This window comes from Streptomyces indicus, from assembly GCF_900100315.1.
Taxonomy (GTDB): Bacteria; Actinomycetota; Actinomycetes; order Streptomycetales; family Streptomycetaceae; genus Streptomyces; species Streptomyces indicus.
Genome location: NZ_FNFF01000009.1, coordinates 65,719 through 87,787, shown reverse-complemented (window position 1 = coordinate 87,787; position 22,069 = coordinate 65,719). Strand labels below are relative to the sequence as shown.

The 22,069-nt window shown below is 74.4% G+C and carries 23 protein-coding genes; 8 read left to right on the top strand and 15 right to left on the bottom strand.

Annotation, left to right across the window (positions count from 1 at the left end):
• Window positions 1-127 precede the first annotated feature (127 nt).
• Window positions 128-457 (bottom strand): antibiotic biosynthesis monooxygenase, encoded by a 330-nt coding sequence (locus BLT97_RS22200; RefSeq protein WP_093612886.1) that lies wholly within the window; start codon window positions 455-457, stop codon window positions 128-130.
• A gap of 113 nt (window positions 458-570) precedes the next feature.
• Between BLT97_RS22200 and BLT97_RS22195 the strand changes: the two genes are divergently transcribed.
• The 3 genes from BLT97_RS22195 to BLT97_RS22185 all read left to right on the top strand — a co-directional run bounded on the left by BLT97_RS22195 (window position 571) and on the right by BLT97_RS22185 (window position 2,807).
• A complete protein-coding gene (locus BLT97_RS22195) occupies window positions 571-969 on the top strand; it encodes a DUF4190 domain-containing protein (protein WP_093612884.1) in 399 nt (132 codons plus the stop codon).
• Window positions 947-2,536 (top strand): ferredoxin reductase family protein, encoded by a 1,590-nt coding sequence (locus tag BLT97_RS22190; protein ID WP_245769499.1) that lies wholly within the window; start codon window positions 947-949, stop codon window positions 2,534-2,536. Before BLT97_RS22195 ends, BLT97_RS22190 begins: the two co-directional genes overlap by 23 nt.
• Before the next feature lie 76 nt (window positions 2,537-2,612).
• Window positions 2,613-2,807 (top strand): hypothetical protein, encoded by a 195-nt coding sequence (locus tag BLT97_RS22185; protein ID WP_143041367.1) that lies wholly within the window; start codon window positions 2,613-2,615, stop codon window positions 2,805-2,807.
• Window positions 2,808-2,816: 9 nt separating this feature from the next.
• On the opposite strand, the gene BLT97_RS22180 is transcribed toward BLT97_RS22185, so the two are convergent.
• From BLT97_RS22180 to BLT97_RS22165, 4 genes are all read right to left on the bottom strand, one after another.
• Window positions 2,817-4,097: a sensor histidine kinase gene (locus BLT97_RS22180; RefSeq protein WP_093612878.1), complete on the bottom strand. Its 1,281-nt coding sequence runs from the start codon at window positions 4,095-4,097 to the stop codon at window positions 2,817-2,819.
• A gap of 10 nt (window positions 4,098-4,107) precedes the next feature.
• Window positions 4,108-4,854 carry a two-component system response regulator CseB gene (gene cseB, locus BLT97_RS22175; RefSeq protein ID WP_245769472.1) on the bottom strand — a complete coding sequence of 249 codons (747 nt, stop codon included), beginning with the start codon at window positions 4,852-4,854 and terminating at the stop codon, window positions 4,108-4,110.
• A 122-nt stretch (window positions 4,855-4,976) separates the two neighbouring features.
• Window positions 4,977-5,957: an endonuclease/exonuclease/phosphatase family protein gene (locus BLT97_RS22170; RefSeq protein WP_093612876.1), complete on the bottom strand. Its 981-nt coding sequence runs from the start codon at window positions 5,955-5,957 to the stop codon at window positions 4,977-4,979.
• Entirely contained in the window at window positions 5,954-6,949 is a 996-nt protein-coding gene (locus tag BLT97_RS22165; RefSeq protein WP_245769470.1) for a D-alanyl-D-alanine carboxypeptidase family protein, read from the bottom strand. Before BLT97_RS22165 ends, BLT97_RS22170 begins: the two co-directional genes overlap by 4 nt.
• 275 nt (window positions 6,950-7,224) lie before the next feature.
• Here BLT97_RS22165 and BLT97_RS22160 point away from each other — a divergent pair, with 275 nt between their 5' ends.
• Window positions 7,225-8,007: a sulfite exporter TauE/SafE family protein gene (locus BLT97_RS22160; RefSeq protein WP_093612874.1), complete on the top strand. Its 783-nt coding sequence runs from the start codon at window positions 7,225-7,227 to the stop codon at window positions 8,005-8,007.
• Window positions 8,008-8,034: 27 nt separating this feature from the next.
• Here the strand turns inward: BLT97_RS22160 and BLT97_RS22155 are convergent, their stop codons facing one another.
• From BLT97_RS22155 to soxR, 4 genes are all read right to left on the bottom strand, one after another.
• Window positions 8,035-8,661 (bottom strand): class F sortase, encoded by a 627-nt coding sequence (locus BLT97_RS22155; RefSeq protein ID WP_093613247.1) that lies wholly within the window; start codon window positions 8,659-8,661, stop codon window positions 8,035-8,037.
• Window positions 8,662-8,982: 321 nt separating this feature from the next.
• Window positions 8,983-9,507, bottom strand: a complete 525-nt coding sequence (locus tag BLT97_RS22150) for a hypothetical protein (RefSeq protein WP_093612872.1) — start codon at window positions 9,505-9,507, stop codon at window positions 8,983-8,985.
• 259 nt (window positions 9,508-9,766) lie between these two features.
• Window positions 9,767-10,549: an aminotransferase class IV gene (locus tag BLT97_RS22145; RefSeq protein WP_093612870.1), complete on the bottom strand. Its 783-nt coding sequence runs from the start codon at window positions 10,547-10,549 to the stop codon at window positions 9,767-9,769.
• A 24-nt stretch (window positions 10,550-10,573) separates the two neighbouring features.
• Entirely contained in the window at window positions 10,574-11,083 is a 510-nt protein-coding gene (gene soxR / locus BLT97_RS22140; RefSeq protein WP_093612868.1) for a redox-sensitive transcriptional activator SoxR, read from the bottom strand.
• 53 nt (window positions 11,084-11,136) lie between these two features.
• On the opposite strand from soxR, the gene BLT97_RS22135 reads away from it, so the two are divergent.
• Window positions 11,137-11,742 carry an NADPH-dependent FMN reductase gene (locus BLT97_RS22135; protein ID WP_093613245.1) on the top strand — a complete coding sequence of 202 codons (606 nt, stop codon included), beginning with the start codon at window positions 11,137-11,139 and terminating at the stop codon, window positions 11,740-11,742.
• A 49-nt stretch (window positions 11,743-11,791) separates the two neighbouring features.
• Here BLT97_RS22135 and BLT97_RS22130 read toward each other — a convergent pair whose 3' ends face one another.
• Window positions 11,792-13,153, bottom strand: a complete 1,362-nt coding sequence (locus tag BLT97_RS22130) for a sensor histidine kinase (RefSeq protein WP_245769469.1) — start codon at window positions 13,151-13,153, stop codon at window positions 11,792-11,794.
• Window positions 13,150-13,866: a hypothetical protein gene (locus BLT97_RS22125; RefSeq protein WP_093612866.1), complete on the bottom strand. Its 717-nt coding sequence runs from the start codon at window positions 13,864-13,866 to the stop codon at window positions 13,150-13,152. Before BLT97_RS22125 ends, BLT97_RS22130 begins: the two co-directional genes overlap by 4 nt.
• 314 nt (window positions 13,867-14,180) lie before the next feature.
• Here BLT97_RS22125 and cutA point away from each other — a divergent pair, with 314 nt between their 5' ends.
• Window positions 14,181-14,492 (top strand): divalent-cation tolerance protein CutA, encoded by a 312-nt coding sequence (gene cutA / locus BLT97_RS22120; RefSeq protein ID WP_093613241.1) that lies wholly within the window; start codon window positions 14,181-14,183, stop codon window positions 14,490-14,492.
• Window positions 14,489-15,004, top strand: a complete 516-nt coding sequence (locus tag BLT97_RS22115; RefSeq protein WP_093612864.1) for a gamma-glutamylcyclotransferase family protein — start codon at window positions 14,489-14,491, stop codon at window positions 15,002-15,004. Before cutA ends, BLT97_RS22115 begins: the two co-directional genes overlap by 4 nt.
• On the opposite strand, the gene BLT97_RS22110 is transcribed toward BLT97_RS22115, so the two are convergent.
• From BLT97_RS22110 to BLT97_RS22095, 4 genes are all read right to left on the bottom strand, one after another.
• Window positions 14,904-17,198, bottom strand: coding sequence for a molybdopterin oxidoreductase family protein (locus BLT97_RS22110; protein ID WP_093612862.1), 2,295 nt, complete (start codon window positions 17,196-17,198; stop codon window positions 14,904-14,906). The genes BLT97_RS22115 and BLT97_RS22110 overlap by 101 nt on opposite strands.
• 189 nt (window positions 17,199-17,387) lie before the next feature.
• A complete protein-coding gene (locus BLT97_RS22105) occupies window positions 17,388-18,155 on the bottom strand; it encodes a glucose 1-dehydrogenase (RefSeq protein WP_093612860.1) in 768 nt (255 codons plus the stop codon).
• A 195-nt stretch (window positions 18,156-18,350) separates the two neighbouring features.
• Window positions 18,351-18,962: a SanA/YdcF family protein gene (locus BLT97_RS22100; protein WP_245769498.1), complete on the bottom strand. Its 612-nt coding sequence runs from the start codon at window positions 18,960-18,962 to the stop codon at window positions 18,351-18,353.
• A gap of 587 nt (window positions 18,963-19,549) precedes the next feature.
• The gene (locus BLT97_RS22095; protein WP_093612858.1) at window positions 19,550-20,659 is read right to left on the bottom strand and encodes a hypothetical protein; all 1,110 of its coding nucleotides are present in this window, start codon (window positions 20,657-20,659) and stop codon (window positions 19,550-19,552) included.
• A gap of 331 nt (window positions 20,660-20,990) precedes the next feature.
• On the opposite strand from BLT97_RS22095, the gene BLT97_RS22090 reads away from it, so the two are divergent.
• Window positions 20,991-21,821, top strand: a complete 831-nt coding sequence (locus BLT97_RS22090) for a sirohydrochlorin chelatase (protein WP_093613237.1) — start codon at window positions 20,991-20,993, stop codon at window positions 21,819-21,821.
• Window positions 21,822-22,069 lie beyond the last annotated feature (248 nt).

The following is a 22,069-nucleotide window of genomic DNA, read 5'->3' as shown; positions in this document are numbered from 1 at the left end:
GGGGTGCTCAGCGGGGTGGGCGGGGGAGTGTGAGGAGGCGGGGTGCTCGGCGGGGTGGGGCCGGGAGGGCGTCGCTCGCTCGACGGAGGCCTGGGTCAGCCGGGCTGCTGCTGCCGGGTCCGCGGGGTCAGCCGGGCTGCGTCCGCCGGTCGAGCACCTCGAAGTGGGCCGAGCGGCGGTCGAAGTCGGCGAGCACGGCTTGGGCCGCGGCCGGCACGTGGGCCTGCTCGTAGTCCTCGCCCATGAAGTCCTTCACGGAGTCGAGGCTGTCGAACCACATGAGCGTCACGAACTCCACGTCCCCCTCGCTCTCCCGTTCCCGCCGGATCAGATCGATCGCCCGAAACCCGGGAATCCCCCGCGCCTCGATCCCGGGAATCACCTCCCCCCGCACGATCCGCTCGTACGCATCCGCATTCCCGGGAGTCGTCCAGCCGCGCCACAGTCGACAGATCATTGGGGGAGGGTAGGACGGGGGCCGGGTGCCGCGCAGCGGTACGGCACGCCGATCCGGCGGCACTGCCCCTCACAGCCCCCCAGCACGCACAGCAGCAGGTGCCGCCGCAGCACATGACTGCGTACGCGCCTCAGTACCCGCCGTACTACGCGCAGCCGGTCAAGCCCAAGACCGACAGTCTGGCCACGGCCTCGATGATCCTCGGCATCGTGTCGCTGGTGGTGCCGTTCATCGGCATCGTGACCGGTCCGCTCGCGGTGATCTCTGCCGTGAAGGGCAAGACGCAGATGCAGTTCAACGGGGAAGGCGGCAACGGGCTTGCCATGTCGTGGGCTCCATCGGCGCTGCCGGCGGGGCGTGAAGGTCGTTCTTCCGCCCGGTTCTTAACCGTCCTTGAGCCCATCCTCAAAGCAACCTTAAGGATCACCGATACCGCTCTGACCAGCTGTTTCCGCAGTTCAAGAGCGCCTATGTTCATGCGCCGTGAGCATGGACGCAGCAGTCGGGAGTGAGCGGCGCGAGGGTGTGGGGGACGGGCTTTCCCGGTATCCCGCGTTTGCCGCGTATGTGGAGCAGATGGAGGGGGCCGCCGGGAGCGGGCGGGCGGGGGAGCCGTTGCGCGGGCCGCAGGCCGGTGGCGGTGCGGCGGTCGGCGGGGTGGCGCGCGGGCGGCGTGTTCGTGAGGCGGTCGCGCACTGGATGCGGGTGTTGCTCGGGCATACCGAGGCCGATGAGGTACGGCGGGGGCGGGCCGTTCCCGAGCCGGTCGAGGCGTTGCGGCTGGCGCCGCGGCGGCTGCAAGGGGCTCTGCTCGCGGGGGGTGTCGCCGTCACCGGGCTGTGGGCCGTGCAGGTGCGGCCGTCCGCGCGGCTCGACGCGCTGTTTGCGACCGGCGCGCATCTCACAGGGCTGCTCGCCGGGTACGGGGTGCTCGTCATGCTGTTCCTCATGGCGCGGGTGCCCGCCGTCGAGCACGGCGTCGGAGCCGACCGGCTGGCGCGGTGGCATGCGTGGGGCGGGCGCTGGGTGCTCGGGCTGTGCGTCGGGCACACGCTGCTCGCGCTGTGCGGGTACGCCGTGCACCGCGGCACGGATCTCCTCACGGCCGGCGGCGAGCTGCTCGGGTATCCCGCGATCGCCGCGGCCACCGTCGGCACGGGACTGCTGATCGCCGTCGGCGCCACCTCGACGCGCGCGGTACGGCGCCGGGTGCCGCACGAGACCTGGCGGGCCCTGCATCTGCTGACGTACGCGGCCGCCGCCCTCGCCTTCGCCCACCAGCTCGCCGGCCCCGAGATAGCCGGCAGCGCGGTGGCCGTGTGGGTGTGGACGCTGCTGCACACCCTCGTCGCCGCGCTGCTCGTCTGGTATCGGCTCGTCGTCCCGGTACGGCAGGCGCTGCGGCACGCGCTGCGCGTGGTCGAGGTGCGCAGGGAAGGACCCGAGGTCGTCTCCGTGTTCGTCGCGGGCGCCGGGCTCGACGAACTGCGGGCCGAGCCCGGGCAGTTCTTCCGGTGGCGGTTCCTGCAGCGCAGGCTGTGGCACACCGCGCTGCCGTTCTCCCTGTCGGCGCCCGTACGCGAGGACACCCTGCGGATCACGGTGAAGGCGGCCGGGAACCACACGCGCCGGATGCGGCGGCTGCGTCCGGGGACGAGGGTGCTGGCCACCGGCCCCTTCGGAGCGCTCACCGCGCACCGCCGCACCCGCCGCAAGGTGCTGCTGCTCGCGGGCGGCGTGGGGATCACGCCCATGCGGGCCCTCTTCGAGACGCTGCCCGGCGGCCCGGGCGACCTGACGCTGCTCTACCGGGCGGGCAGCGCCGCCCAGTTGGTGCTCAGGGAGGAACTGGAGGAGATCGCGGCGAGCCGGCAGGCCGCGCTGCACTACCTGCTCGGCCCCTCGGACGCCGCCTTCGACCCGCTCGCCCCGCAGGCCCTGCGCAACCTCGTGCCCGATCTCGCCGAGCACGACGTGTACCTGTGCGGACCGCCGGGGATGGCCGAGGCGGCGACCGTCGCCCTCGTACGGGCCGGGGTCCCCGAAGAGCACATCCACGGGGAGAACTTCGTCTTCTGAGGCCCGGCTCCCTCGCCTGGTCCTGCGTCCAGCAGCCCGGCCCGTCCCCCCCCCGCACACACGTACACGAGAACGGATGCCCCCACCCATGGCCCGCCACCGCAAGTCCGCCCCCGGCCCCACCCGGCAGGCCCGCCGCCGGCTCGCCGCCTCGCTCGCCGGCGTCAGTGCGCTCGCGGCGACCCTGCTCACCCTCTCCGTGGACCCGGCCGCACCGCCCGCACCGGACCGCCTGCCCACGGCCCCGGACCGTCCGCAGGCCGCGCCCTGAGGGCGGGGGTCAGACGTGCCGCCGGTCCGCCGGCAGTTCGCCGCCGGCCTCCGCGGGCCCGAGATCCAGGCACGCCACCGCTCCGCCGTCCGCCGCGTTGCGGAACGTGAGCGCGGCTCCGAGCACCGAGGCCTGCCCCGAGGCGATCGTGAGCCCGAGCCCGTGTCCGTGCCCGCGTTCCACCGCGCCGGTGCGGAAGCGCCGGGGCCCCTCGGCCAGCACCTCGGCCGGAAAGCCGGGCCCGTGGTCGCGCACCTCGATCCGGGTGCCCGACACCGTGACCCGGACCGGGGCCGCGCCGTGCCGGTGGGCGTTGGCGATCAGGTTGGCGAGCACCCGCTCCACGCGGCGCGGGTCGGTGCGCACGGTCCGCGCGTCCTCGACGCGTACGTCCGCCGCCCCCTCGGCGCGCCGCACCACGTCCTCGACGAACTCGCCCAGGGGCACCTCGTCGAGCCTGGCCCGTTCGGCACCGGCGTCCAGGCGGGAGACCTCCAGGAGGTCCTCGGTCAGGGCGCGCAGCGTCGCCACCCGCTCACGTACGAGGCGGGCCGCCTCGTCCTCCTCGTCGAGCAGCCCGGCGGCGGTGACCAGACCCATGAGCGGGGTGCGCAGCTCATGGGCGACATCCGCGGTGAACCGCTTCTCGGACTCGAGGCGGTGCTGCAGCGCCGCCGCCATCGCGTCCACGGCGGCCGACATGTCGGTGATCTCGTCCCGGGCACGGCCGCGGCGCCCGATCCGCGCCCCGAGGTTGCCGCCGGCGATCGAGCGGGCGGTGCGGGCGCCGTGGCGCAGCCGCCGGTTCATCGGCTCGGTGGCGAGCGCGGCCAGCGGCACCACCACCACGAGTGCCGCGAGCACGGCCTTGACGATGCTGCGGTCCAGGAGCTGGAGGCGGCGCACCTCGGCGCTCATGTCCGTACGGACGGCGAGCACGTGGTCCCCGACGGGCACCGCCGCCCACAGCCAGTACCAGTTGGGCTCCTGCACGTCGTACCAGGTGGCGATCGCGCCCGGGGTCCGCAGCTCTGCCAGGGACCGGGCCAGCGGCTCCGGGACCTCGTCCGCCGTCATCAGCTCGGCGTCCGGCGGCCGGCTGCCCGTGCGGTCGAACTCCGCCTGGGCGGCGCTCAGTTGAGTGAAGGCCCGGTCGCGGCCGTACTTCTCGTTCTGCTCGGCGGTCGCCCCGTGTACGAGCACGCCGACCACCGCGGCCACGGCACAGCAGGCCGCCGCGGTCAGCGCGGCGATCTTCCAGCGCAGGGCCCGCAGGCGGGGCCGTCCCATGACCGGCACCTCAGGCCTTGACGAGCTTGTAGCCGAAGCCGCGCACGGTCTCGATGCGCTCGGCACCGATCTTCTTGCGCAGCCGCACCACGGCCACGTCCACGACGCGGGTGTCGCCCTCCCAGCCGTAGTCCCACACCTCGCGCAACAGCCGCCGCCGGTCCAGGACGATGCCTGGATGCTCCGCGAACATCAGCAGGAGCTTCAACTCCGTGGGCGCGAGCGGGACGGGTGTGCCGGCGCGGTGCACCGTGAGGCCGAGCGGGTCGACGGACAGATCGCCGAAGACGAGCGGTCGTGCCGCGGTGCCGTTCGCAGTGCCGTTCGCGATGCCGGCTCCGGTCCGGTCCGCCTCGTCCGTGGCCGCATCCGCGCGCACGGTGGCGCGGCGCAGCAGCGAGCGGATACGGGCGACCATGACCCCGATGTCCACCGGCTTGACCACGTAGTCGTCGGCGCCCGCCTCCAGGCCCGCCACGACGTCGAGGGCGTCGTCGCGCGCGGACATCATCAGGACGGGGACGAGGCTCTCCTCGCGGATCCGCCGGCACAGTCCGATGCCGTCCAGACCCGGCAGCATCACGTCGAGGATGAGCAGGTCCTGCTGTCCGGCCCGGTAGGCGTCGAGCCCGCCGAGCCCGTCCTCGGCCGCCGTCACCTCGTACCCGTAGCGTTCGAGTGCCAGCTGCACGGAGCGGCGGATCACCGCGTCGTCCTCGACGACGAGCACGCTGACGGCGGTGCGGGAGCCGGACAAGGACCTCCCTCCATTCGGGCAATTGCGGCGATCGAGGCTTGAATCGTACCCATGTGCGGACAGTGCCCGGGCGGTCACCGGAGCGGTCACCGGCGCGCTCGCCGCCACGGTCACCAGCGCGGTCACAGGCGCAAGGAGGCGGCGACCGGGAGATGGTCGCTGCCGGTGCGGGGCAAGGTCCACGCGGACCGGGCGGTCACGCCCCGGACCAGGATGTGATCGATGCGCACCGCGGGGAACGCGGCGGGCCAGCTGAGACCGAACCCGGCCCCCGCCTCGCCCTGCGCCGAGCGCAGCTGCCCCGTCAGCGGTTCCAGCGCGGTGTCCTCCACCGCCCCGTTGAGATCGCCCGCCACGACGACGCGGGGCAGCCGTTCGGCCCGTACGGCCGCCGCGAGGGCCGCCACGCTCTCGTCGCGGGTCCGCGTGGCGAAGCCGGCGCCGGGCAGGACCCGTACGGAGGCCAGATGCGCCACGTACACGGCCACGGGACCCTGCGGTGTCCCGACCGTGGCGCGCAGGGCGCGCGGCCAGGGCAGGATCTCCACGGGCGCCACGTCCCGCAGGGGGAACCTGCTCCACAGACCGACGCCCTCCATCACCGTCGCGTACGGGTAGCGGTCCGCCAGTTCACGTCGGTAGGACCGGGATCCCTCGCCCGACCTCGGCATCTCCTGCAGCGCCACCACGTCGGCCCCCGATGCGGCCAGGGCCCGTGCGGTGCGCTCCGGCGCCGTGTTCGTCTCGCTCACGTTGTGGCTGACCACGGTGAGGTCCACGGGGCCGGGCGCGCGTTTGTCGGCGAGGTCACCGGCGAAGAGCGCGCACCAGACCAGAGCCGGGACCATGAGGGCGGCGGCCGCGAGCGCGGATCTGCGGAGCAGCGCGCATCCGAGCAGGACCGGCACGCCGAGCCCGGTCCAGGGCAGGAGCGTCTGCGCCAGGCTGCCCAGATTCCCCCACCCGCGGGGTGCGTACGGGAGCGACGCGGTCAGCACGGCCAGGAGCAGGGAGGCGACGGCGGTCACGCGCCCACGCCGCCACATACGGGGGTTCGCGTCCCGGACCCGAGGGTCCATGCCCCGTGGCACGCTGCGGCTCATGACCGGCCCGCGTGCGCCAGCGCGGCGGGCAGCTTCTCCCGCAGCGTGTCCACGAGCAGGCCGCCGGCCTCGAACGCCGCCCGCAGCCCCGCGGCCGGCGGCTGCCCCGCCTGCTGGCCGAGGACCACGCCGTACACCATCCGCTTGCGTCCGCCGTCCGGGCCCGCCGGCACCTCGAGGGCCCAGACGAGGTTGCCGCCCGCCGGCGTGCTGGACCCGGTCTTGAGGCCGACCACCCCGGGCCGGTCGAGCAGTTCGTTGCTGTTGGGCACCGGTGCGGCACGGCCCGGGAGCTCGGTGCTGCGCATCCGCACCGTCGCCCGCAGCGCCGGGTCGCGCATCGCGGCACGGGCGAGGATCAGCTGGTCCGCCGCGGTCGAGCGCGTGGTGGACTCGAAGCCGCTCGCTCCCGTGTACGTGGTGTCCTTCATCTTCAGCCGGGCCGCGGCCGCGTTCATCTTCCGTACGAACTGCTCCTGCGTGCCCGCATCCCAACGGGCCAGCAACCGGGCCACGTTGTTGCCCGAGGGAAGCAGCAGCAGTTCGAGGAGCTTGCGCTGGGACAGCCGCTGTCCCTCGGTGACCGGTGCGCTGGACTCGTCCGGCGACAGCGCCTCGCGAGCCGCCTGCGCGTCCACCTCGATCAGCGGCCCGTCCTCGCCGTCCCGCAGCGGATGGTCGCGCAGGATCACGTACGCGGTCATCACCTTCGTGACGCTCGCGATCGGCACCGGCTTCCGCGGCCCCGAAGTGCCGAGCACCCCGACCTGCTCCACCGCCACGGCCGCCTGCCCCTCGTCGGGCCACGGCAGGGCGAGTCCCTCGGCGACGCCGCCGGGCGCGCGGAGCATCCCCTCGACGGCGCCGTCCCGGGAGGCCCCGGCGGATCCGCCCTCCGGCAGCACCAGGAACCCGCCGGTCCCCACGACGATGAGCGCGCCCGCCAGCCCCCACATCACACCCCGACGCAGCTTCCCCGCGTTCCCGTCCACAGCAACCGCCTCCTGGATCCGGCCCGTACGCCGGTGGTCCCGGGTACGCCGCCAGGCTCCTGGGGCCGCGCTGCAAGCCGGTCAGGGGAGCGCTACCGGAGTCCTGCGGGTCTGTTGCAGCTGTGTATCGGCCGCTGAAGCCCCGGCACCCCGGCCCCCGGCCCCCGGCCCTCGGGCCCCCGGACCGCCCCCGACCAGCCGCCCAAGCTCAGAAGTCGCTCAACTCCCGCCCATTCGTTGGACGTACCACCTATCTGGTGACTTAGGGTCCCCGCATGCCCGACATACCCCTCGCCGCCATCGTCCTGCTCTGCCTCGCCGCGGCCGCGGCCGGCTGGATCGACGCGGTGGTCGGGGGCGGCGGGCTGCTCCTGCTGCCGGCGCTGCTCGTCGGGCTGCCCGCCGGCACCCACGCGACCACCGCGCTCGGCACCAACAAGGCGGTGGCGATCGTCGGCACCACGGGTGCGGCGGTCACGTACGTCCGCAAGACGCCGATCGACGTACAGACGGCGGTACGGATCGGACTCGCCGCGCTCGCGGGCTCGATGGGCGGTGCGGCGCTGGCCGCCGGGATGAGCACCGAGGTGCTCAAGCCCGTCGTCATGGTCGTGCTGCTCGCCGTCGCCGCGTTCGTGATCCTCAAGCCGTCCTTCGGCTCCGCGCCCGCGACCGGCCCCGCGACGCGGCGGCAGATCTGGGCGGCCATCGGGATCGCCGGTCTCGGCATCGGCTTCTACGACGGCCTCATCGGACCGGGCACCGGCACCTTCCTCGTGCTCGCCCTGACCGCGGTGCTCGGCCTCGACCTGGTGCGCGCCTCCGCCACCGCGAAGATCGCGAACGTGTGCACCAACGCCGGCGCCCTCGGCATCTTCGCCTGGCAGGGCGCGGTGCTGTGGCAACTGGCTGCCCTGATGGCCGTGTTCAACCTCGCCGGCGGCACGCTCGGCGCCCACACCGCGCTCAAGAAGGGCAGCGGGTTCGTACGGATCGTGCTGCTCGTGGTCGTGTTCGCGCTCGTGGGGACCATGGCGTACGAGCAGTGGTTCAAGTAGGACGAGGCCCCGCCGCTGCCCAGCGTCTCAGCGCACACCCGTGAGGTGGGCGAAGACCACCACGTTGCCCAGGTAGCCGGTCTTCTTCGAGTAGCCGCCGCCGCAGGTGATCACCCGCAGCTCGGGGCGCTTCGCCGCGCCGTACACCTTGTCGTCGGGGAAGGCCCGGCTGTCGTAGACCTCGACCGCGTCGATGGTGAACACGGCCGTCCGGCCGTCGGTGCGGCGGATCTCGACGCTCTGGCCCTTCTTGAGCGCGCCGAGCGCGTAGAAGACCGAGGGGCCCTCGGCGTTGTCCACATGCCCGGCCACGATCGCGGTGCCGCGGTCGCCGGGCGTCGTGCCGGACTCGTACCAGCCGGCGAGGTCGCGCCGCTCGGCGGGCGGCACTTCGAGGCTGCCGTCCTTCGTCAGGCCCAGACCGGTCAGCGGCGCGTCGACCTTGATGGCCGGGATGCTTATCCGGGTCGGCGGCGACGGCGGCAGTGCGGGGGCGGCCGCCTCCTGTGCGGGCGGCCCGCCGCGGTCGGCGGCCTGCGCGGCGGAGGGCTGGGGCGGCGGACCGCCGGCGGTGCCGCCTTGGAGCAGCCACACCCCGCAGCCGAGGGCGAGCACGCTCACCGCGGCTATCGCCGCGTTCAACGGGCGCCGCAGGGCGGGCATGCGCCCTGCTCGGCCGATCGGCACGACCCGGCCCGCTCGGCGCGCGAAACCCCGGTCTGCGCCCGAGCCCGGGCCGGGACCCGAAGCGGTGCCGGAATCCGAAGCAGTGCCGGGGGCCGCGCCCGGGCCGGGACCCGGTCCTGAGCCGGGAATGCGGTACGACATCGTGCCCCCTCGCAGGGTTCGGCGGCCGCGTCGTCGGGGCCGGGGTGCGGAGCGGTCGGACCGTCCCCGTCCCCCTCCGCCGCCGTGTGCGGTCGCGGCGGCGGAGGGGTCGGGGCGGCGGTACCGGTGGACAGCGGAGGGTGTCCGTCAGATCCCGTCGCCTCTCGCCCGGCGATGCAGGAGCCAGGTACCGCCCGCGGCGGCCACGGCGAGCGCCGCCACACCCGCCGCGGTCTGCACGGGACCGGGGCCGAGTGCGCCGCCGACCCCCGTCTTCACATGCCCTTTCGGGGCGACCTGCTGCTTGGCGGCGGTGAGCGTGACGATCAGATCGCCCGAGATCTCCGCGCCGCCCGCGCACTTCGCGCGGATCGCATACGTGCCGGGCGAGGCCGAGTTCGGCACGGTGAAGGTGCCCACCGCATCCTGTGCGTGGGTGGTGGGCTCCAGCTTGAACGAACCCGCGCCCACGGCGCTCGCGTCACCGGCCGCGGTGCCGCTGGTGCCGCAGGCCGGGGTGTTCGCCGTGACCGTCGTGCCGGGCGTGACGCTCGTCGGGTAGAGCTCGAGCGACCCGGTGCCGGTGCTGTCCGCGACGGCCGGACCGGCCGCCACGGTGGCCGACAGGGCGAGTGCGGATGCGGCGAGCAGACGGGTGGCGGCGATGCGCATGGGCGTAGTTCCTCCGGCAGCGCGCGGCCCGCGGCACCCCCTGTGCCGCCGTCTCGGTCGCGCCCCTCGCGTACGAGGTAAGTGGCACCCGGCCCGGTACGCCTGTCGACGGCCCGTCAGATCTGTGGGGTGTCGGCGGATACGGGCCCGTGCGCGCCGAGTTCCAGCAGGTCATCGCCGTGCGCGCAACCGCTTGGACCGATCGGCCGCCGCGCCTGTGAACGGGTGACGGCGCCCGCCGCCTTCCGCCGCGGCCGGGTCAGAGGCGGTCCCAGGGGACACCGGCGTAGACCTCGCCGAGCCGCGCCATCAGCTTCTCGTCCACGGGCAGCACGGTGTCGTCGATCCGCCGGACCGGGGCGAGGCCCTGGGAGTTGGTGACGAACGCCGCGCGGTACGCGCCGAGTCCGTCGAGCATGACGCGGCCGCGGCGCGAGGCGATCCCGGCCTCCGCCAGGCGCGCCTCGACGAGCTGCATCGTGATGCCGGCGAGGGACGGCCCGTCCGGCCAGACCACACCCGCGGAGTCGAGGAAGCCGACGTTCGTGATGCCGCCTTCGAGCACCCGGCCGTCGTCCTCGACCAGGAGCACGTCGTCGAAGCCGGCGGCCCGTGCGCGCTGCCCGTAGTAGTTCTGCCCGAACCCGCCGAGGTGCTTGAGGTGCGCGGCGGGCCGCCGGTACGCGACGGATTGCAGCGCCTGCGGCCGCGCGGCCATGTCCTGCGGGCCGCGCACCGTGACCATGACGGTGGGCTCGTCCTCGGGGCAGTGCACGTAGACGCGTACGGAAGCATCCGCGTCCGTGTCCCCGAGCGCGTGCCGGACCAGTCCGCGCACCCGCTCCCCGTCGAGCTCCCGCTCCCACAGCTCCCACGTCGCCGCCCGCAGCCGCTCCAGGTGCAGCGCCAGCCCGCGCGTCGCACCGCCGCGCACCTGCATCGCGGTGAAGTGCCCGTACGCGGTGGTGGCGGGGTACAGCAGGGACTCGGCGTCGGCGGGACGGCCGTCGATCTCCACGCGGAGCAGGGGCGGGGCAGTCATGACCCGAACGGTACGGGCCGCCGGTCAGTCCTGGGAAGCAGTGGCTCCCGGCGCGCACACCTCGGGCGTGCAGGCCGGGTCGTCCTCGATCAGGCGGCGCGGTCCGGGCCCGTGCGCGCCCAGTTCGTCGTACGGATTCGACAGCCGGCAGCGGTCGATCGACAGGCAGCCGCAGCCGATGCAGTCCGTCAGGTTGTCCCGCAGCCGTTGCAGCGTTCGGATCCGCCGGTCCAGGTCGTCGCGCCAGCACTCCGAGATCCGCGCCCAGTCCTCGCGGGTCGGGGTGCGGTCCTCGGGCAGCAGGGCGAGCACCTCGCGGATGGTGGCGAGCGGGATGCCGAGCTTCTGCGACGTACGGATGAAGGCCACGCGGCGCAGGGTGTCGCGGCTGTAGCGGCGCTGGTTGCCCGCGGTGCGGCGGGAGGTGATCAGGCCTTCGCGTTCGTAGAAACGCAGCGCGGACGGGGCGACTCCGCTGCGCTCGGCCAGTTCTCCGACGGTGGCTTCGGTGGCGTTCCAGGCGAGAGCGGTCATGCCTGCAAGGCTAGCTTGACTTGAACCTTGGTTTAAGTATGAGGCTGCTCCGCATGACAACTACCGCTGTCGCACCCACCGTCCTGTCCGTCCCCGTGAAGCTCGCCGTGGTCGTGGGCTCCAACCGGCAGGGCCGCTTCGGCACCGTGATCGCCGACTGGTTCCTCGCCCACGCCCGCGCCCGCGCCGACCTCGAGGTCGAGGTGGTGGACCTGGCCGAGCACGACCTGCCCACCGCCCTGTCCCACCAGCCGTCCGCCGAGGTGCAGCAGCGCCTCGCGGCCGTGACACCGGCACTCGCCGCCGCCGACGCCTTCGTGGTGCTCACGCCCGAGTACAACCACTCGTTCCCGGCCGGCCTCAAGAACCTCATCGACTGGCACTTCACCGAGTGGCAGGCCAAGCCGGTCGGTTTCGTCTCGTACGGCGGGGTCTCGGGCGGACTGCGCGCGGTGGAGCAACTCCGTGCGGTCTTCGCCGAGTTGCACGCCGTCACCGTGCGCGACACGGTCTCCTTCCACAACGCGTTCGGCGACTTCGCCGAGGACGGCACCCACCGCGACCCGTCGGCCTGCGACGCCGCCGCGAAGGTCCTGCTCGACCGCGTGACGTGGTGGGCGCTGGCCCTGCGGGAGGCGAAGGAGCTGCGTCCGTACTGAGGACGCGAGCCGCGGCCGTATCAGGCGGCCGCGGACCGGCGCCGGGGGATCAGCCCTCCGGCAGGACGACGGTGGCGCGTGCGCCGCCGCCGTCCGCGTTGCTCAACTCCACCCGTGCGCCGATCACTTCGGCCTGCCCGAGCGCGATGGTCAGGCCGAGCCCCGTGCCCTGGCCGCGCTCCTTCGCGCCGGTCAGGAAGCGCTGCGGGCCCCCGGCGAGCAGGTGCGCGGGGAAGCCGGGGCCGTGGTCGCGCACCGTCACCGACGTGTCCGCCACGTGCACCTCCACCGGCTCCGAGCCGTGCCGCCGCGCGTTCACGATCAGGTTCGCCAGGATGCGTTCGAGGCGGCGCGCGTCCGTCCGTACGAGGGTGTCCGAACCGCCCGTGAACTCGGCGGCCAGACCGGCCCGTCGGAGGATCTGCGCCACCAGGGCGCCCAGCGGGTGCACCTCCAGGTCGGGCTGCTCGATCCGCGCGTCGAGCCGGGCCACCTCGAGGAGGTCCTCGGTCAGGACGCGCAGCGCCGACACGCGGTCGCGCACGAGCTCCGTGGGGCGGCCCGGCGGCAGCAGTTCGGCGGCCGTGTGCAGGCCGGTCAGCGGGGTGCGCAGTTCGTGGGCCACATCCGCCGTGAACCGCTGCTCGGCCTCCAAGCGCTGCTGGAGCGTCGCGGCCATTGTGTCCACGGCGCAGGCCAGTTCGGCCACCTCGTTCTTGGTACGGGGCGGGCGCGGGTGGTTGATCCGCGCGTCCAGGTCGCCCCCGCTGATCCGGCGCGCCGTGGCCGCGGCCGTGCGCAGGTCGCGGCTGACCCGGCTGGCCACCGCGGCGCCGCCGAGTGCGGCCAGCGCCACGACCACCGTGCCCCAGGCGAGCAACTGGCTGTCCAGATCGGCCAGTTCCTGCCGTGCCTCGTCCAGCGGCAGCTGCACCGAGAGCACCGACTTCTCGCCGATCGGGCGCGCCGCCCAGACCACCGGATGCTCGGCGTCCAGCTCCAGATACGTCGTCCGCCGCTGCGCGAGCGCCGCCGTGCGCAGCGGTGCGGGCAGGTCGGGCGAGTCGATCGCGGCCGCCGAGTCCTCGTGGTCGACGCTGCCGGTGGCCACGTACACCTTCCGTACGCGGATCAGCTCGGCCGTCGCGTTGGCCCGCGCCTGGTCGGCGACCTGCTCGTAGCGCGCATGGTGGATGAGACCGCCGATCGCGAGCGCCACCAGGGCGCAGCCGGAGGCGAGCAGCGCGGCGATCTTCCAGCGCAGCCCGAGGGCGTTGAGCCGGGCGCCCATCCGCATCCCGGTACGGGAGTTGGTCCGCGTCCCCGTCCGCGCGCCGAGCCGTGCCCCGACCCGCGCGCCGAGCCGTGCCCCGACCCGGGCGCGCACCCCCGCTCCGGTCCGCGCGCTCATCGCTCCGACTCCTCGGAGTTGTCCTCGCCGGTGCCGTCCGTCGGGCAGCTGCCGGGACGTGCGTGGTGCGAGGGGGACGCGGCCTGGTTGCGCGCGTACGTCGTGGTGTCGCTCAGGGCGGCGAGCAGCACGCCGTTCCAGTGGTAGCGGACCGCGTTCTCGCCGCCGCTCTTCGGCGTGCGCAGCAGCAGGTCGTTGCCGACCGTCTCGATGCACACCCGCTGTCCGCCCGACTTGAGGATGCGGTACGCCTTGCCGTCGTGCGCCCGGTAGACCGCCACGACCGTACGGCCGGAGGTGGTGTCGACGGCGAGGACCAGCTCGGCGTGCCCGTCCCCGGTCAGATCGACCAGACGCGGCGGGCGGACACCGGCGCGGCCGGGTCCGGTGATGTCGCGCAGCCGTGCGTAGCCGCGCATGTCCGGGTCCGCGCGCAGCACGTCCCGTACGGCGACACCGGCGAAACCGTCCGCGGGCACGGACAGGCCCTTCAGGGCGGGCGGCGCCTCCTGGACGGCCGCGCCGTCGCCGAGGGCGTGGGGCACCGACTCCGACCACGCCGGCCACACCGCCTCGGGGTGCGGCTGTTCGGAGACGGCGGGGGCCGGGGTGCCGGCGTCGAGCCCGTTGCGGTCACCGCAGCCCGCGAGCAGGCCCGCGGCCAGCGCGGCTGCGGCGACTGCCGTGGGCAGACGGCGGGAACGGGGGTTCATGGGGCAGTCCAGGAGCGTCCGGAAAAGGGGCAGGTGGCCGACGAAGAGGGGGGGGTGGCCGACCAGGGGGATGCCGGGGATTCGGCGAGGGGTCGGCCACCACAATGGAACGGTAGGGGGTGTGCATCACGGGATTCCGCCTGTTATGTAACAGTCGGCGCTACTGGTGACGAATAGCAGCGATTCGGGACTTTGGTCCCGGGCGGCGAGGGCATCTCGGCCGCGGAAGGGAAGGCGTGGACGTGGGCAAGGGTGTGCAGGACCGTGCGGGGGACGAGGGCGAAGGCGTGGCGGACCCGTCCGGGGGCTCCGGTGTGTGGACCGTACTGACGACGACGGACGCGGCGCTCAAGGCCCAGCTGCTCGCGCGCGGCGCGGTGGACGCGCGCCTTGCGGCCTGCGCGCAGATCTCCGCGCCGGTCACCTCGGTGTACCGCTGGGAGGGGCGGATCGAGACCTCCGAGGAGTGGCAGATCCTGTTCAAGACGACGGCCGAGCGCTATCCGCTGCTCCAGGAGTGGCTCCAGGAGGCGCACGACTACGAGACCCCCGAGATCATCGCGACGCCGGTGGCGGCGGGCAGTGCGGCCTACCTGGACTGGGTGCGCCGGGAGACCTCGGCGTGAGCCTGCCGTTCTTCGTGTACGGGACGCTGCGCCCCGGCGAGTACAACTACCGTCGCTTCCTGGAGAGTTGCACGGCCGCCGCGGAGCCGGCGCTGTGGCGGGGTGCCGTCCTGTACGAGGGTCCGGGCTATCCGTACGCCGTCGAGGAGACGTCGGCCGGGGCGGGCGGGGGAGCGCGCACGGTCCACGGCGATCTCGTCACGCCCGAGCCCGAGGGTTACGCCCGGCTGCTCGCCCTCCTCGACCGCCTGGAGGACTACGTACCCGGCGATCCGCACAACGACTACGAGCGCGTGGCGCGTGCGGTCGAGGCCGCGTCCGGTCCGGTCGAGGCCTGGGTGTACGTGGCGGCGCCCGCGGTCGCGGCCCGGCTGCGGGCCTCCGGGCGCGAACTGCCGGGCGGGGACTGGCTCATGCGGGCCGGGGCCCCGGCCCGGACCGGGAGCCCGGGGCGGCCCCGGGCCCCGCGTCGGCCGGCGCCGCAGCCTCCAGGCGGACCGCACACACCTTGAACTCCGGCATACGGGAGGCCGGGTCGAGTGCCGGGTGCGTGAGGGAGTTGGCCCGGCCCTCGCCGGGCCAGTGGAAGGGCATGAACACGGTGTCCGCCCGGATGCCCGCGGTGATCCGCGCCGGGGCCACGGCCCTGCCCCGGCGCGAGACCACCGCCACGGGGTCGCCCTCACCGACCCCGATCCGGTCCGCGAGCCGCGGATGCAGCTGGACGAAGGGCCCGGGGGCCGCCGCGTTCAGCTCCGGTACGCGGCGGGTCTGCGCGCCCGACTGGTACTGGGCGAGCACCCGCCCCGTCGTGAGCACCACCGGATACTCGGCGTCGGTCTCCTCGGCGGTGGGTCGGTGCGTCACCGGGGCGAAGCGGGCGCGGCCGTCGGGGGTGGCGAAACGGTCGAGGAACAGGCGGGGGGTGCCTGGGTGTTGAGCGCCGGAGCCGGAGCCCGAGCTGGAGTCGGAGCCGGAGCCGGAGCCGGAGCCGAAGCCCGAGTCGGTGCCGGAGCCCGAGCCGGTGCCGGTGCCGCCCCCCGAGACGGCACCGTCACCCCCAGCGGCCGGGGCTGCCGACCCGCCTTCCGGACAGGGCCAGAACACCCCGTCCCCCTCCGCGAGCCGCCGGTACGTGATCCCCGAGTAGTCCGCCGCGCCGCCCGCGCTCGCCCGCCGCAGCTCCTCGAAGACCTCCTCGGGATCGGTCGGGAACCCCTTCTCCACGCCCAGCCGGGCGGCCAGTTCACCCAGGACGTGGAGGTCGCTCCGTACCCCTGAAGGCGCCGTCACCGCCTGCCGCCGCAGCAGGACACGGCCCTCCAGATTGGTGAGCGTGCCCGTCTCCTCGGCCCACTGCGTCACCGGGAGCACCACGTCCGCGAGGGCCGCCGTCTCCGAGAGCACCACATCGGCCACGGCCAGGAAGTCCAGGGAGCGCAGCCGCTCCTCGATGTGCGCGGCGCGCGGTGCGGACACGACGGGGTTGGAAGCCATCAGGAGCAGGGACTTGATGTCCCCGCCGAGCGCGTCGAGCAGCTCGTACGCGCTGCGCCCCGGCCCCGGCAGCGACTCGGGGGCCACCCCCCACACCTCGGCCACATGCGCCCGCGCCGCCGGATCGGCGAGATCCCGGTACCCCGGCAACTGGTCGGCCTTCTGGCCGTGTTCGCGTCCGCCCTGCCCGTTGCCCTGCCCGGTCAGACAGCCGTACCCGGACAGCGGGCGGCCCGCGCGGCCGGTCGCCAGGCACAGGTTGATCCACGCGCCGACGGTGTCCGTGCCCTTGGCCTGCTGCTCGGGCCCGCGCGCGGTGAGCACCATCGCGTGCTCGGGGGCGCAGAACAGCTCGACGGCGCGCCGCAGTTGGGGCACCGGCACCCCGGTGATCCGCTCCACCAGCTCGGGCCAGTGCGCCATGACCGCGGCCCGCGCGGCCTCCCAGCCCGTGGTCCGCTCCCGGATGAACTCCTCGTCCGTACGCCCCTGGGTCACCACCAGGTGCAGCATCCCCAGTGCCAGCGCGAGATCGGTGCCGGGCCGGGGCGCCAGGTGCAGATCGGCCTGCTCGGCGGTCTTCGTGCGGCGCGGATCGATGACGATCAGCGTGCCGCCGTTCTCCTTCAGCTCGGTGAAGTACCGCAGGGCGGGCGGCATGGTCTCGGCGAGGTTGGAGCCGACGAGGATCACACACCCCGTACGGGGGATGTCCGCCAGCGGGAACGGCAGCCCCCGGTCGATCCCGAACGCCTTGCGGCCGGCTGCCGCGGCCGACGACATGCAGAACCGCCCGTTGTAGTCGATCTGCGAGGTCCCGAGGACCACGCGCGCGAACTTCCCGAGCGCGTACGCCTTCTCGTTGGTCAGTCCCCCGCCCCCGAACACGCCGACGGCGTCGGCCCCGTGCGCCGCGCGCGTCGCCGCGAGCCGCGCGGCGATCAGACCGAGCGCCTCGTCCCAGCCCGCGGGCACGAGCCGTCCGCTCTCCGGATCCCGCACGAGCGGTTCGGTCAGGCGTGCGGCGCGGTCGAGCAGCGCGGGCGCGGTGCGGCCCTTGCCGCACAGGGCCCCGCGGTTCACCGGGAAGTCGGCCCGCTCGACCACCTCCACCCCGCCGTCCGCCACGGCCAGCCGCATGCCGCACTGGAGCGCGCAGTACGGGCAGTGGGTCGGAACGGGGCCGGCGGACGGTGCGGAGTTCGGCATACCCCCAGCGTGCGGGCCCCGTGTTACACCCCGCGACGGCCCTCGTTACACGCCGGGTACGGCGGGCTCAGCGGGGTGGGTGCCCGGTGGTGAGGCACCCACCCGCCCGCCGGTTCCGTGTCCTCGGCTCACCGCCCCGCCGCTTCTGCCTCCTCGGCTCACCGCCCCCGTCGCTTCTGCTCCCTCGGCTCACCGCCCCGTCAGCGCCCGCACCGTCGGTCCCGCCGTCCAGCCGCCGTCCACCGCCAGCTCCGCTCCCGTCATGTACGCCGCCGCGTCCGAGAGCAGGAAGGTCACCGCCGACGCGATCTCCTCCGGTACGCCGACCCGGCCCATCGGGGTGCCCGGGTAGCCGCCCTCGCCCGGCTGGATGCCCAGGCCGGCCGTCATCGGCGTGTAGGTCATGCCGGGGTGGACGGAGTTGACGCGGATACGGGACTCGGCGAGCTCGACCGCGCCGATCTTCGTGAGGCCGCGCACGCCCCACTTCGAGGCTCCGTACCCCGCTGTGAGGGCGAGGCCGGTGAGGCCCGCGGCCGAGGAGATGTTCACGATCGAGCCGCCGCCGTGCGCGCGCAGGACGGGGATCGCCGTGCGCAGACCGATGAACACGCCCACCAGGTTGATCTCGATCACCTGCCGGAAGTGCTCGACGGATTCGTTCTCGAGCAACTCGCCCGTGGCGACACCGGCGTTGTTCACCAGGCCGTCGACCCGCCCGAACTCCGCCACCGCGAGGTCGAACGCCGCCTGCCAGTCGGCCTCGTTGGTCACGTCGTGCCGCAGGAAGCGCGCGGACTCCCCGAGCGCGGCCGCCGTGTCGGCACCCTCCTTCTCCAGTACGTCGGTGATCAGGACCTTGCCGCCGCCGGCCACGACCGCTTCGGCCATCGCGGCGCCCAGGCCCCGGGCACCGCCCGTGACGATCACGACCTTGCCGCTCAACTCCGCAGCCATGTCCACTCCTCGGGGTCCGTCTTGCGTTTCGGCGATCGACGCGCCGTACGGCCGTCGATCGATTCGCCATATGACTGTTAGGCATATGGCCTCGGGCCGCGCCAGTGTCCCAGGAGCGGGGCGAGATGTCAGCGCCCGGGGAGGGAGGACGTGGGAGAGGGGCCCGGACCGGAGGGGGTGAGGTCGGCGCGTGGCTCAGCGAGCGGTCGCCAGTGCGCGCCGGACGCCGTCCTCCCGCGGGCCGAGGAAGCGCGGATCGCGGCCGAGCGCCGCGTCGGTCGCGCCCTTGCCCGCGGCGAGCAGCTCCCTTACGCCGCCGAAGTACCAGGTCGCGTCGTGCGGTTCGGCCACGCCGACGCCGTACGAGTCCACGCCCGCCCGTTCGCACAGGGTGACGGCCCTGCGGATGTGGAAGCCCTGGCTGATCAGGACGGCCCGGTCCACGCCGAAGATCTTCTTGGCGCGGACGCAGGAGTCCCAGGTGTCGAAGCCCGCGTAGTCGCTGACGATCCGCCGGTCCGGCACGCCGTGCTCGGTCAGATAGCGGCGCATCGCATCCGGCTCGTCGTACTCGACCCGGCTGTTGTCCCCGGTGACGAGCACGACCTCGACGCGTCCCGCGCGGTACAACTCGGCGGCGGCGTCGAGGCGGTGGGCCAGATACGGGGAGGGCTCACCGCGCCACAGCCCCGCGCCGAACACCACGGCCACCGGCGCTTTCGGTGCCCCGGCCACATCGCCGACGCGACCGGCCGCGACCACGTGCGTCCAGGTCGACGGCAGCAGCGCGAGCACGCAGCCCAGCATCAGGGCCTGCACGGCCCTGCGCCGGCCGCGCCGGGTCCGCAGCGCTGCCGACGTCCGGGCCCGCAGCGCACCGAGCCCCGACCACAGCGCGCCGAGCCCCGACCACAGTGAGCCGAGCCCCGACCGCAGCGCGCCGAGCCCCGACCGCAGCGTGCCGAACCCCGTACGCAGAGCGGACAGGCGCGCCGTCGTCGCGGCGCGCGCCGTCCGGCCCGCGCGGCCGCTTCCCGGCATCCGCATGCCGTCCACCCCCGTTGCCCGTTGCCGTGGATACGGCTTGATCCACGTCCGGGCGCGCGGAATGGTTCCCTTCGGCGCGGTTTGTGGGCATGCCCACGTGCCTCACTTGTGGGCATGTCCGCGTGCTCACTTGCGGGCGGGCCCCCTCACCCCACTTGCGGGCGGGCCCCCTCACCCCACTTACGGGCGGGCCCCCTCACCCCACTTACGGGCGGGCCCCCTCACCCCACTTCCGGGCGGGCCCCCTCACCCCACTTCCGGGGCGTGCCCGCTCACCTCACTTGCGGGCGTGCCCACGTGCCTCCCCTGAGGGCGGGCCCACTCACCCCACTTCTGGGCATGCCCCCTCACCGCAGCAACGTGCGTATCCCATAAGTGATCTGGAGGAACAGCGGTATCAGGAAGCCGAGTGCGGTCGCGACGGCCAGCGCCACGTTGTCCGGCATGCCCGTGCCGAGGAGCAGCGGTCGCTGGAGCAGGAAGGTGCCCGCCACGACTACCCCGTACCCCGTCTGTGCCCAGGGGGCCCAGGCCTGCTCGTGCAGCTCGTCCGCGTCCGGGGCCAGGGCGAGCGGGAGTCCGAAGGCGCACGCGGTGATGAGCATGATGATCAGGACGAACAGGCCGTACTCGCCGGGCCCTCGGGCGGGGAAGAGCTCCCAGCCGGGGTCGGCCCGCGCGGCCATGTCGTCGCCCTCGGAGACATAGGCCCCGAGGCCCGGGTCGGCGGGCGACCACAGCAGCTCGAACCGGTCGCCGCGCTCCGGCCTCCCCTCCGTGGCGGCGCCGCGCGCCGTCAACGGCCGCTCGGCGCCCGGCACTTGGAGCCTGAGCTCGGAGGTGTGGCCCTGGAGGGTTCCCTCGTCGTCGCGGCTCTCCGTCACCTTGCGCGGCTGCTCCACGACGGTGCCGACCGCCGCCTGCGCGCCCGCCCGCTGCAACCGCGTGACGAGACTGCTCCCGTCCAGGTCAGCGCCGAGCAGCCCGAACACGGCCGCCGAGGCCACCGCGACCGGGAGCAACGCCAGGCAGCGGCGGAGCTTGACCCAGGCGGGCGCGGCGAAGTCGGCCGGCTCCTCGTCGTACGAGAACGGCCGCCGCGGCCGCTTCCGGCCGGACCGCCCCGCCCGTTCGACCGGCGAACCGGCCCCGCGCCCGGCCCCCTTGGACAGCGACACACGGCCGCCCACCGGCAGCGGCTCCGTCTCGTCCTCGTCCGGGCCCCACCGCCACGACTCCGACTCCACACCGAGCCGTATCCACAGCAGAACGGGCCGCCCCAGCGCGCACCCGGCCGCGATCCACCCCCACAGCAACGGACCGTCGTACGGCGGCGGACCGGCGAGGACGCCCATCGTCCACAGCCCGGCCACCAGCACCGCGACCCAGGTGCCCACCGCGCACACCCGGACACCCCAGGTCAGCGCCACGAACACCGCAGGCATGTATGCGCCCACGCCCCACCCCCGTCTTCGCCACACCACAGGATCCGGCCCCCCCACAGGCCGCAGTGCACCCTCGCGTCCCTCAGCATGACGCACGCCACTGACACCCGCCGCGGCCGGGCGGTGAACGAGCCGAAATCAGCTGTCACCGCCGCGCAACGGAACGGCAATCTGCACCCGGGAGGCTTGCCGCATGACGGCATCGAGCGCACCCTCCGCACCCCGGCCCGACCAGCCGTTGCCCGCTGCGGCCGAGGACGCCCCGGGCGCGCACACCCCCGGCGCACGCGTCCCGGGCGCGCCGGCCGCCGACGAGAGCGTCTTCGCCAACGCCGCCCAGCTGATGGGCCGGATCACCGCCCAACTCGGCAGCCAGCTCAGCCATGTGGGGCTCGACGGCCGCCGGCACGACGACCGGCCGCCCGCGCTCGTCCTCGTCGGGCACGGCAGCCGCCACCCGCAGACGCTCGCCACCGTGAAGGCGCTGCGCGAGCGCATGCGCGAACTGCGGCCCGAACTGACCGTGCGCCTGGGCCACATCGAGATCGACGCCCCGCTGCTGCCCGACACGCTGGCCCGCCTGGCGCGTGAGGGAGTCGGCGAGGCCGTCCTCGTACCGCTCCTGCTGTCCCGCGGTTTCCACGTCAAGCACGATCTGCCGGCTGCGGCCCGCGCCACCTCCCTGCGCACCCGGATCGCCGAGCCGCTCGGCGAGCACCCGCTCCTGATCGAGGCGCTGTACGAGCGGCTCATCGAGGCGGGCTGGCCGGGCGAGGGGCGGATGACCGCGCACCTGCGGCGCTCCGGCGCCGTGGTCCTGGCCGCCGCCGGATCACGCGACCCGGAGTCGGCCGCCGGCACCCGCAGGATCGCCGGCCTGCTCTCCGAGCGCCTCGGCGTCCCCGTCGTCGCCGCCTACGCCTGTGCCGCGGCCCCCGCCGTGCCCGCCGCCGTCCGTGCCCTGGCGGCCCGCGGCCGGCACCGCGTGGCGATCGCGTCCTGCTTCACGGCCCCCGGCCGGTTCGCCGCCTCCGCCGCCAAGGCCGCCCCCTGGATCGCCTCGGCCCCGCTCGGCACCCACCCGGCGGTGGCCCGCCTCCTCCTGCACCGCTACGACGAGGCCCTGCGCACGCCGACCTCCACCACCGCCCACCTGCGCCTGGTCCCCGCCTGAGCGCCCAGACGACTCCCGCGCGAGCCCACCACCTGCACCCACACGGAGAACCGCACGCGGATCGCTCCCGGGGCGCACGCGTATCGCACCCGGACCTGACCCGGACCACACGCGGAACCGCCCCCACCCGCCCCCACCCGGCGGCAGCCCGCACCCCCCGCGCCGCCACGGCGAAGCCCCGCGCATTCCGGCCGGCCGCACCTGATGCCCATGTAACCGGAGCCACGGCCCCGTCCCCACAGCCCCCA

What these genes read in the sequence shown, in the direction of transcription:
- BLT97_RS22200 (WP_093612886.1), bottom strand. Translation starts at nt 457, where the DNA reads ATGATCTGTCGACTGTGGCGCGGCTGGACGACTCCCGGGAATGCGGAT.
- BLT97_RS22195 (WP_093612884.1), top strand. Translation starts at nt 571, where the DNA reads ATGACTGCGTACGCGCCTCAGTACCCGCCGTACTACGCGCAGCCGGTC.
- BLT97_RS22190 (WP_245769499.1), top strand. Translation starts at nt 947, where the DNA reads ATGGACGCAGCAGTCGGGAGTGAGCGGCGCGAGGGTGTGGGGGACGGG.
- BLT97_RS22185 (WP_143041367.1), top strand. Translation starts at nt 2,613, where the DNA reads ATGCCCCCACCCATGGCCCGCCACCGCAAGTCCGCCCCCGGCCCCACC.
- BLT97_RS22180 (WP_093612878.1), bottom strand. Translation starts at nt 4,097, where the DNA reads ATGGGACGGCCCCGCCTGCGGGCCCTGCGCTGGAAGATCGCCGCGCTG.
- BLT97_RS22170 (WP_093612876.1), bottom strand. Translation starts at nt 5,957, where the DNA reads ATGAGCCGCAGCGTGCCACGGGGCATGGACCCTCGGGTCCGGGACGCG.
- BLT97_RS22160 (WP_093612874.1), top strand. Translation starts at nt 7,225, where the DNA reads ATGCCCGACATACCCCTCGCCGCCATCGTCCTGCTCTGCCTCGCCGCG.
- BLT97_RS22150 (WP_093612872.1), bottom strand. Translation starts at nt 9,507, where the DNA reads ATGCGCATCGCCGCCACCCGTCTGCTCGCCGCATCCGCACTCGCCCTG.
- BLT97_RS22145 (WP_093612870.1), bottom strand. Translation starts at nt 10,549, where the DNA reads ATGACTGCCCCGCCCCTGCTCCGCGTGGAGATCGACGGCCGTCCCGCC.
- soxR (WP_093612868.1), bottom strand. Translation starts at nt 11,083, where the DNA reads ATGACCGCTCTCGCCTGGAACGCCACCGAAGCCACCGTCGGAGAACTG.
- BLT97_RS22135 (WP_093613245.1), top strand. Translation starts at nt 11,137, where the DNA reads ATGACAACTACCGCTGTCGCACCCACCGTCCTGTCCGTCCCCGTGAAG.
- BLT97_RS22130 (WP_245769469.1), bottom strand. Translation starts at nt 13,153, where the DNA reads ATGAGCGCGCGGACCGGAGCGGGGGTGCGCGCCCGGGTCGGGGCACGG.
- BLT97_RS22125 (WP_093612866.1), bottom strand. Translation starts at nt 13,866, where the DNA reads ATGAACCCCCGTTCCCGCCGTCTGCCCACGGCAGTCGCCGCAGCCGCG.
- BLT97_RS22110 (WP_093612862.1), bottom strand. Translation starts at nt 17,198, where the DNA reads ATGCCGAACTCCGCACCGTCCGCCGGCCCCGTTCCGACCCACTGCCCG.
- BLT97_RS22105 (WP_093612860.1), bottom strand. Translation starts at nt 18,155, where the DNA reads ATGGCTGCGGAGTTGAGCGGCAAGGTCGTGATCGTCACGGGCGGTGCC.
- BLT97_RS22100 (WP_245769498.1), bottom strand. Translation starts at nt 18,962, where the DNA reads ATGCTGGGCTGCGTGCTCGCGCTGCTGCCGTCGACCTGGACGCACGTG.
- BLT97_RS22090 (WP_093613237.1), top strand. Translation starts at nt 20,991, where the DNA reads ATGGGCCGGATCACCGCCCAACTCGGCAGCCAGCTCAGCCATGTGGGG.